This window comes from Aquimarina algiphila, assembly GCF_007489275.1.
In the GTDB taxonomy this organism is placed as follows: domain Bacteria; phylum Bacteroidota; class Bacteroidia; order Flavobacteriales; family Flavobacteriaceae; genus Aquimarina; species Aquimarina algiphila.
The window spans coordinates 99,254-108,435 of the sequence record NZ_VLNR01000012.1 but is presented as its reverse complement, the minus strand read 5'-3'; the positions used below and the strand labels follow the sequence as shown (position 1 = coordinate 108,435).

Annotated in this window: 10 protein-coding genes; all 10 read right to left on the bottom strand. The window is 29.9% G+C overall.

Features of this window, described 5'->3' with window-relative positions; genetic code table 11:
- Positions 1–232: 232 nt before the first annotated feature.
- Positions 233–985, bottom strand: a complete 753-nt coding sequence (locus FOF46_RS08145; protein WP_143916116.1) for a LysM peptidoglycan-binding domain-containing protein — start codon at positions 983–985, stop codon at positions 233–235.
- 169 nt (positions 986–1,154) lie between these two features.
- Positions 1,155–1,829 (bottom strand): hypothetical protein, encoded by a 675-nt coding sequence (locus FOF46_RS08140; RefSeq protein ID WP_143916115.1) that lies wholly within the window; start codon positions 1,827–1,829, stop codon positions 1,155–1,157.
- A gap of 76 nt (positions 1,830–1,905) precedes the next feature.
- Positions 1,906–2,049 carry a cyclic nucleotide-binding domain-containing protein gene (locus tag FOF46_RS31445; protein ID WP_167571774.1) on the bottom strand — a complete coding sequence of 48 codons (144 nt, stop codon included), beginning with the start codon at positions 2,047–2,049 and terminating at the stop codon, positions 1,906–1,908.
- 92 nt (positions 2,050–2,141) lie between these two features.
- Positions 2,142–2,483: a Crp/Fnr family transcriptional regulator gene (locus FOF46_RS08135; protein ID WP_143916114.1), complete on the bottom strand. Its 342-nt coding sequence runs from the start codon at positions 2,481–2,483 to the stop codon at positions 2,142–2,144.
- 75 nt (positions 2,484–2,558) lie between these two features.
- Positions 2,559–3,776, bottom strand: coding sequence for a DUF418 domain-containing protein (locus FOF46_RS08130; RefSeq protein ID WP_143916113.1), 1,218 nt, complete (start codon positions 3,774–3,776; stop codon positions 2,559–2,561).
- 125 nt (positions 3,777–3,901) lie between these two features.
- A complete protein-coding gene (locus FOF46_RS08125) occupies positions 3,902–4,444 on the bottom strand; it encodes a GNAT family N-acetyltransferase (protein WP_167571773.1) in 543 nt (180 codons plus the stop codon).
- A 10-nt stretch (positions 4,445–4,454) separates the two neighbouring features.
- On the bottom strand, positions 4,455–5,135 hold the full coding sequence (locus tag FOF46_RS08120; protein WP_143916111.1) for a 2'-5' RNA ligase family protein: 681 nt from the start codon (positions 5,133–5,135) through the stop codon (positions 4,455–4,457).
- Between the two features lie 101 nt (positions 5,136–5,236).
- Positions 5,237–6,154 (bottom strand): hypothetical protein, encoded by a 918-nt coding sequence (locus tag FOF46_RS08115; RefSeq protein ID WP_143916110.1) that lies wholly within the window; start codon positions 6,152–6,154, stop codon positions 5,237–5,239.
- 45 nt (positions 6,155–6,199) lie between these two features.
- A complete protein-coding gene (locus FOF46_RS08110; RefSeq protein ID WP_143916109.1) occupies positions 6,200–6,940 on the bottom strand; it encodes a DUF6503 family protein in 741 nt (246 codons plus the stop codon).
- A gap of 389 nt (positions 6,941–7,329) precedes the next feature.
- Positions 7,330–9,015 carry a CBM96 family carbohydrate-binding protein gene (locus FOF46_RS08105; protein ID WP_143916108.1) on the bottom strand — a complete coding sequence of 562 codons (1,686 nt, stop codon included), beginning with the start codon at positions 9,013–9,015 and terminating at the stop codon, positions 7,330–7,332.
- Between the last annotated feature and the right edge of the window lie 167 nt (positions 9,016–9,182).

Sequence of the window (9,182 nt, the reverse complement as noted above, 5' to 3'; positions counted from 1 at the left end):
TTTAAAACCTTGAGTATTTTATCGTAATTTGCTTGAAAGTTGTGCATATGAATTATAGTGTCGTAACTACAATTTACTGCCTTTTAGCAGTTTGCGCAACTTTTTCTAAATGCACAACGGGTTAATAGAAATATTTTTTTCTTACTTAATTCTATTTCGATTTTATCTTTCATATGCTAAAAATAAATATGGTAAAAGAGAATTGGCTTATTTATATTTTGTCAAGAATTATTCATTGATAATTGTTTTGTGCCCAAGTTATTGCATTTCTTATAGCGTGAACTAATCTTTGATGCACCATATCCAAATCATATTGGTAAGGCCCATCATGATTTCCTTTAGATAAATTAGTAAGGTTAGCTGAAAGGCTTTTTAATTGACCAATCATTTTTATTGGTGCATTAATTGAATCAGATTTCACTTCTGCAAGGGTGCTTATCGATTCATCAATCAAATCAATAGCACTTTGAAGATCTACTTTGGTATTTTGTGATAGTTTGATTGGTGCCCTTCCTTCAACATTTTTTCTTGACTCACCAAGTGTCTTTTCATGTTTCATGAACTTTTCTCTTGCTTCCAAAACTTTTTCAATTTCTACTCGAATTATTGGATCAAGTTTCAATTTAGGATCTTTAAGTAGATTATGCATTGATGGTACTTTTAAAATTGTACCATTCTTAATATCGTTAACATTTTCGATTTCATTATATATTGACAAAATCGAAGAATAATGTCTGTTTCCATAATATGTCCTGCATAAATACCACAAAGTTTCTCCTGATTTAAAAACATGGGTTGGTATAGTATCTTTTACTATCGGTTCATTAGTAACCTCAGGTTTCTGAAGGTTCTTTTGTACATCATCAGATAGACTATCATTGACAACTTCAATTTCTTTATTTAGTTTGTTATCTTCAACAGGTTTTTCACTCTTACATGAAAAGAAGATCAGACCAACTGCAGTCAAATACATTATTTTTCTCATGTTTTTTTTATTACAGTTTTAGAAATATCTGAAAAACAAAATGATAGATCAACAATATGTTTAAAATCGATACTAAGTCAAATATAAATATTTTGTTTTATATACTGGGTAGACGAATAAAAGCTTAGCATAAACCTTCAAATCTAAAACTATACTCCCTAACCTTCTTTTATTTTCTTGAAGATAACAATTGCCTTATGCTTGCCAAATGAGAAAACAAAACAATAGGTACAATTACTGCTGGAAGCCATATAAAAGGGAAGTAAGTTACTCCTATATTTGGTTGGTCAAATGCCATTATTTGTAAAGGAGTTTGGGCACTTAACACTGCTATCGCTAGAATGTTTATGAGTAACCCTAAACAGATAAAATTCCAAATCAAAAGTCCTTTGTTACCTATCCATTTTTTTATAAAAACCAAATAATATATAATCGGAGCAGAAATCCCTGAAAGAATATCAAAATTTAACCCTTCAAATGTCATGAGATCAGGTATTAATCCTTCTACAAAAATGTAGAAAAGAATAATCTCTACCGGAATTCTTATCGTATGTAATAATGTAAGCCATTTTAAATTAAGATTATCAGAAAACCTTCTCCCTTTACGAGTAAAAAAAACGATCAGTACGAAAAAAATACCTGGTCCTAATAAAAATAGTAATCGAGGAGGAATTGCATTCGCGTTTTTATAAAACCCTGATATTCCCAGAATGCTCAGAACGACCATCCACAAAATAATTCCTATAATTATTTTTTTATTTTTGGAAGCTTTAAAAAAGCTCCATAAAGTAATTACTGTTGTTAAAACAAAACCTATTATTATAAAATTTGATATATCTGCCATTTGTTATGTATTTATAAATGTAAATTTCTGATGAAATCAATACATATTACTTGACAAAAGGCAAGAAATGGAACGATTATATTTTTTTTCTTAATCTGCTTAATGTACTATCTGTAACTCCTAAATAGGATGCAATATATTTCAGCGGAGAATATTGTAAAATTTGTGGTTTTGCAGTTAACAAATTTTGATAACGCTCTTCTGCTGTCCGATTAATCATTCCATAATTGCGCTTTTTTGAAGCCATAAATTCTTTAACTAAAATGGCACGCCCAAAATCCCTAAAGGCCGGTCTGTCATGAAAAAGAGTATTTAATTCTTCATAAGAGATATAGAAAAACCATAGCAGTCGGTAATTGCATGGATATTGGCTTCAGAACGTACACGATTAAAAAAAGAAGTAACTTCGAATACAATATTATCTTCAGTGAAAAAATCAGTTGTTATTTCATTCCCTTCTAAATCAAATAAAAAAGTACGCATCAATCCTTTTTCCAAATAAAAATAGTCATCACTTGTTTGATTCTCTCGAAGAAGAAACTCTCCTTTTTTCAATTTAATTGGATGAAAGGTATTAGCAATTTCCTGAGCCTCGTTCCTTGCTATAGGAACTATACTAAGTATAAATTTTATGAGTAGATCTCTGGTATTCATTTAATATATAACAATTAACGGTTTGTATATAATGTAAATAATACTACATTTTACGCTTATCGTAGAACCTGGTTTTTATGTTTTATTAGATACATTATTTTTCTTTATTGGTAATAACTCTTTATATGTTAAGCATCTCCAAATCCATTCTAATGGTCCAAATCGGTAATAATTTAACCAAACCTTACTCAATATTAGCTGAAAAACAAAAACGACAATCGCTGTAAATAACGCTACCGAAGGACTTAACGTCTCATACAGTTTAAATCCAATCGATGAAAATAGAATTAAACCTATAAGGCTTTGCATAAGGTAATTTGTAAGAGCCATTCTACCCACATATTTTAATGGGGATAAAATAAATTTCCATTTGGTATTATACCAAAGCCAACCAATACCCCACAGATAAAACAAGCCCATTGCAATATCCGAGAATACCATTAATTTTATGAATATAGGTCTAAAGGTTCTCGTAGAATAAATTGCATAATTAGGTAATACAAATAAGAAAACAACTCTATAAGCATTGGTTAAAATTGCAATAATCAATATCGGTATTCTTACTTTTTGAATGAAAGCATCCAAAGAATCATAAATTTTGTTTTTGCCCAGATAGAGTCCCAGAAGAAACATTGAAATAGCAACTGGTGCTAAAAACCCAAATAACATAGGTATGTTTGACAGATACTCTAGTAACCTCATTTGTAGGCCTTCAAGATAAGTTCCATTTTTTATTATTTGATTGACTGTTTCTCCTGTATACTCACTCAAATAAATTTCTGGTTTAAAATTTAAAAGGTTGAATAGATATTCAAAAAGTTGGTCATAAAAGGGAAAAAAGAGAAAAATTACAGATAGAATGAGAATTAATTGGTTTGACTTTTTCAACATAAGTGTGGTTAAAAGCCCTAGTAATGCATACAGATTTAACACATCCCCCGACCATAAAAATACAATATGTAAAACGCCAAAAAGAAAAAGTATAAACATTCTTCTTGCAAAAAATGAAAATGAGAGTTTATTTTTCTCCAACATTTTTAAGGCTTGCATTGAAATTCCTAATCCAAAAAGCAATGAGAAAATAGGAAAGAATTTTGTGTAAAAAAACAGTTGTAAGATTTTATTGGAAATTTGGTCGATACCTGAAGTCCATTGCTTCGCAAATTCATCTTGATTAAGAAAAGTTGAATTCATTATTACAATATTGACAACAAAAATTCCGAGAATTGCGAATCCTCGGAAAACATCTAATACATCAATTCTTTTTTTTACTTTGACGGGTTGTTCGTTCAATTTTGATAAAGTTTTGTATTGTATCTAATAGAGACATAAATCTGATTCGGTTTATTTCTACTATAATTGTTTACAAATATACGTTAAAAAAACTTCTTCAAGATATAAATCTATGTATTACAGATTCACATAAATTTTTCCTTAAAAACGGGTTTTGTCAATTTCCATCGATGTACTTTTAATTCAAAGTTCCATCCAGAAGGCTTGGATACATAACATTTTTCAAATTGGAAGCCTAGTTTTACCAAGGTTTTATTAGGAGCACTATTTAAATAATATGGTTCACTTATAAGATTTTTTATTTCTAGGTTCTTAAAGAAATAAGGTATCGATCTTTTAACCATTTGACTACCCAAACCTTTCTGTCTTCTATCCGAATTCCAAATGTGCAAATGCATATGTGCTTCTTCTCTGAATTTTATACTATTCACATAACAATGCCCATAAGGTTTCCCATCTATTAGCCCTATCATAAACAAGGCAGATTTTTGTTCGTATGGAAGGCTAATTTGTTTTTCTATATACTCACCTAGATTCGCATAGATATATAATTCTTCCCTTTTTATACCCATAGATTCTAAATGGGATGTAGAAATAGTACTCCAATACTGTACTATATGTTGAATATCTTTTTTCTCAATTTCTTTAACTGCGAATAGATTTTCCATATTTCTTAAATCAGATCTCAAATTTATATAAAACCTTAGTGTTCTTTTTAGTTTGGTACCAATCATTATATACCAGTTCGTAGGTATCAATTTCGAAAGATCCAAAATCAACATCTCTATATTTTTGTAATACTTTAATGAATTCTTTTGGATCTGTAATTTCTGATTTAAATCGTACTATTGTAGCATGTGCTGTTCTTATTTTATATCGAGTATCTATAGAATGTTCTAAGGTTGTTTTCTTAAAATTTGACCTCAAGTTCATTCGCGTAGTGTCCAAACTATTATTTTTAGTAAACCCTTTTAACATAATACAGGAACTAGAAGCAGTAATCCCTTTAAAAGTAATGCTATCTCTTAATGTTGTTTGAAGACTATCTGTTATCTGGTCTATATATTTTGAAATATCTATAGCGTTGATATCAAACCCCTGATAGCAGGAGATTATTGACATCACCGTAACATGTATATCTGTAGACGGATAATAATATTGATTAGGATCTATATGTTTAAGTTCTTCAATAAATTCTGAAATTAATCTTTTGACCTTATTATTAGGTCGTACCAATAAAGTGATTCCTCTTCTTAAATCAGATGTTGATTCGATTAACGGATCAATATTAAATTCATTTTGATTGAACTTTGCTAAAGATTCTGACCACAAATTATCATAATGAATATTCAATTCCATTCTTATTTTTTAATACCAGATGTTAGCTAAGATATGAAGGTATAAAATTAGGTGACATATCGTTTATGATCAATATTTCCTTCTTTATGACATTTCTAATACTATAATTTTATACTTCTAATGATTATTTTTTCTAAACTATCGATTGGTTTTATCGTTTTTTCCTTTTGATTGATTCCGCTTTTAATTTGAGAATTAACAATGAAGTGATAATATCCATTTCCAATTTCTCCTGTAGTACTTGAATCAAATTCTTCTCCAGAGTCTAAAACTTCTACTTTTGTTATTTCTGAAATATCTTCATTAAAATAAAACTTAGAAACTTTAGAGCTTTGATGTCCTATAAAATAATTATCATAAATAGCCAACCCATCAATCCCTTTAGTATCAATATTAGTAGTATTGAGTAATGTGATCATCTTGTTTTGCAACTCTATTTTTAGGATTCCCTCGTTTGTAGCTACAAACAGGCAGTTAAGAGGATTGTAATAAACAATTCCGTTAGGAAACGTATACTTTTCCAGATCAATAAAGATATCTAATGTGTCTGTATTTTTATCTATTTTATAAATTTTACCATTCATTGTCTCAGTAGCGTATACATCTCCACTTGTTGCTACTGTAATATCATTAAAAAATGATCTTGTTTCCCTTTTTTCAATAGTGTATGTTTTTTTAATCTTCTGATTCACTATATCAAAGGCCATAATAGCAGTTTCCCAATTTTTAACATTAGATTGATTTACTATAGGTGCAGCTGCCATATTGATCCATAATATTTTATTAGATACGTTCATCTCCATACCTATTGGACTTAATCTTCCGAATGATTCTTGACCTATCATATCGCGAATTTTTCCTTTTGAAGTAATTCCAATTACTTTCTGCTTATAAATACTACCAATATAAATCATATTCGTTTCAGTATTAAATGCAGTACCTTCTGGTATAAGATCTTTTTCTTTTAGAATGTAATCTCTCTTATTTACATTACAACCAAACAAAAGTAACAGTATCATTAATACTATTATACAAGGATATTTCATGTGTTTATTATAAATATTCTAATCCATAATTGTTTTCACAATAATATCTGAACCCAAGTAAGCATTATCAGAATATTCATGCCAATGTCTTATTCTGGGGATATTTATGTTTTTTATTTCGATATTTCCATCAAAATATAGTCGTTCTCCTTTGGTAGTATCATCTGGAAAAATAATTTCTATTCCTTTAAGTTCATAATCCATTTTAGAAATAAAGACATACCAGTGTTTTGAAAATAGTTTTTCTTTTAATTTTATTTCTATTTTAAAACAATCAATTTTATTAAAGGTTTCTATACTCACCTTACCTATACTTTCTATCGTTTCAGAAGTAAGGCTCATTGGTAATCCATACATAATCCTATAAAAATCTTGGTATCCTTTATTTCTTTTAGGATTCAATCTATATTTTTCGATTAATTCTTTATCTATATCTTTTATCCCATCCAATGCTACTTGAGCATTTCCTTTGTCATCAATACTATACTCAGCAAGGTGCGTATCTCTATTTCTTATCAATTTAAACGCATTGGTGGCATTATTTATACTTACTATCGAATATCTCCCAGGGTTTGATAATCTAGGCTCCTGAATATGAATTTTTAAATCTATCGTATCCCATGAAGCATTGGGGTCATGTTTAGTAATACTTTGCTCAATTATACTTTGACCAGATAAGCTTTCCTCTTTAACTTTGCATGAAAGTAATACTATGGGTATACACAATACATAGATGATGCTTTTTGTCTTTCTGAGCATATCGAAAATTTTAGAATAAAAAAACAGAATACATAAAACTAACAAAATTCCCTCAATCATTGTTATTTCAGATATCATAAAGAAAACCTAATTAACTCATTTTTAGCAAGTGATACTTTACTTTAAATTACAATCAATTTACATTGATCAGCATTGATGTATTTATTTTTCTACAAATTCATTTTGGATAGGTTCTCCCCTTTCGGTCCATTTATCATTTGTATAATAATTTAAAAATTGAATAGGTAAACCTTCTACATTAAAAGGGCCTCAAGCGCAATTCTCTTTTTGATTGCATGTAAATGGGTTAAATACAAAAACCCCAATTGTAATTGAGGTTTTTTGTAATCTTAAACATGGAATTATTATTTGTAATAGAAAAGATTATATCATCTTTTCACTACCACTTTCCTAGTGATATTCGATACATTATCTCCGGTTATTTTAATAATATAGATACCTTGTTTTAGGTTACTCATTGGTATTACTTCCTTATCATTATCTACTTTGTACTCATACATGATCTGCCCGGTCAAATTAAAAATAATAACTTTATCATATCCTTTTGTAATTCCTTTTACTTGCAGCATATCTTTTACTGGTAAAGGATATAGCATTATTTCTTGGTTATTATTAAGAGTTAACACTTCACCTAAAGATCGATTAACTGCATTAGTAGCTGTTATCATAAGCTTTGGTTGGTAGGAAATAGTAGAGTTTTCTTTAGAGGCAAATTTAACATATGTCTTACTTGCATCTCCTCCATTTGATCTCACATGAATTGAGATTTGATTTAAACTATTCAAAACACCATCATTAACAAGGTCTGTAATATCATACACGCTTGGTTCTCCAACTACATATCCACCAGTTTTAGTATCTAAAAGCTTTGATATTCCTGGAGTTTGACTATATGTTACATTTGAATTAAAATCATCAGATTCATATACATGAGTTGTTAAATCTGAAGCTGTGCTTCCCACTTGAACAGGAGTTAACATTAATTTTGCAGAAGTTATGTTTCCGCTAAGCGCAGAAATATCAAATTTGAATAATGCTCTTCTTTTGTAATCATCAGAATTAGGTTCTTTTACCCAAAGATCAGTACTCGTATTATAATTTACAGCATCAAAACTTCCTCCTCTTATATACGTATCTATAGTTGGAATTAAAGTAGATTCGGTTACAGTTCCTGTGCTCATTTCTTTTCCCCAGATTTCAACCTCAGTTAAACTATTCCAGTTGTTCCCTGATGAATTCCCTTTTCCAATAATTCTAACGTATCTTGCTTGCCCACTCAAGGCAAAATCTTCCAGATCATTAGAATTACCGCTACTTGATTGATTTGATATGAGGGTTGCAAAATTGGTTCCGTCCTCTGATATAGCAATATCAAAAGTTGTAGTTCTTTGATCTCCTTTAAAAAATGCTATTTTAATTGTATTAATATCATATACAATTCCCAAATCATATGTTATTGTTTCTCCTATACCTTGGGCAGACCATCTTGTGCTTAAATCTTTATCTAAAGTTTTTTCTGGACCATTACCAGATTGAAAAGTACTTGCGTTTACACTAGAAACGTTTAATAACATATCATTACCGGTGCCTGGATTCGTTCCACTTTGTGAAACACTAATTGTTTTGGTTATTGCTCCTCCTGTGATTGTTATTATTCCTGTTCTGGTATTTGTAGTGGCATTAGCATTTACATTTACTGTAACTGTTGCGTTATTACTTCCTGATGATGGCGATGTACTTAACCAATTCTGGTTATCAGAAACTGTCCAATTGAGGTTAGAATTAATAGTAAATGTACTATTATCTATAGATGAGCCAAAAGAAATCGTAGAATTAGAAACAGTTAACTCATCTTGTTGTTGAGCCACTCCATTTTGAGTTATATTTATAGTTCTTGTTATTAATCCTCCTGATACTGTAACAACTCCTGTACGCGCTGTTGTTTCTGTATTTTCAGTTACCGTAATTTCTACTGTACCATTATTTGATCCATTATTAGGGCTAATTGATATCCAGTTTTGATTATCAGAAACTGACCAATTTACATTAGACATTATTGATAACGTTTTACTATCCGCAAAATCGCTAATTGTGCCTACAGTAAGCGTGTTAGTTGGTGGATTGGGATCTTCACCAGCATTTGGTCCAACATCACTAGGTGTTAAAGGCTTATATCTTACAGAGGCAGTACTAAAATGATCTGCACCAGCATTACTGGTAC

Bases quoted from the DNA above. Each gene is read 5' to 3' on its own strand.
- FOF46_RS08145 (WP_143916116.1), bottom strand. From the start codon at position 985: ATGAGAAAAATAATGTATTTGACTGCAGTTGGTCTGATCTTCTTTTCA.
- FOF46_RS31445 (WP_167571774.1), bottom strand. From the start codon at position 2,049: ATGATTAATCGGACAGCAGAAGAGCGTTATCAAAATTTGTTAACTGCA.
- FOF46_RS08110 (WP_143916109.1), bottom strand. From the start codon at position 6,940: ATGCTCAGAAAGACAAAAAGCATCATCTATGTATTGTGTATACCCATA.
- FOF46_RS08120 (WP_143916111.1), bottom strand. From the start codon at position 5,135: ATGGAATTGAATATTCATTATGATAATTTGTGGTCAGAATCTTTAGCA.
- FOF46_RS08115 (WP_143916110.1), bottom strand. From the start codon at position 6,154: ATGATACTGTTACTTTTGTTTGGTTGTAATGTAAATAAGAGAGATTAC.
- FOF46_RS08105 (WP_143916108.1), bottom strand. From the start codon at position 9,015: ATGTCTAATGTAAATTGGTCAGTTTCTGATAATCAAAACTGGATATCA.
- FOF46_RS08135 (WP_143916114.1), bottom strand. From the start codon at position 2,483: ATGAATACCAGAGATCTACTCATAAAATTTATACTTAGTATAGTTCCT.
- FOF46_RS08125 (WP_167571773.1), bottom strand. From the start codon at position 4,444: ATGGAAAATCTATTCGCAGTTAAAGAAATTGAGAAAAAAGATATTCAA.
- FOF46_RS08140 (WP_143916115.1), bottom strand. From the start codon at position 1,829: ATGGCAGATATATCAAATTTTATAATAATAGGTTTTGTTTTAACAACA.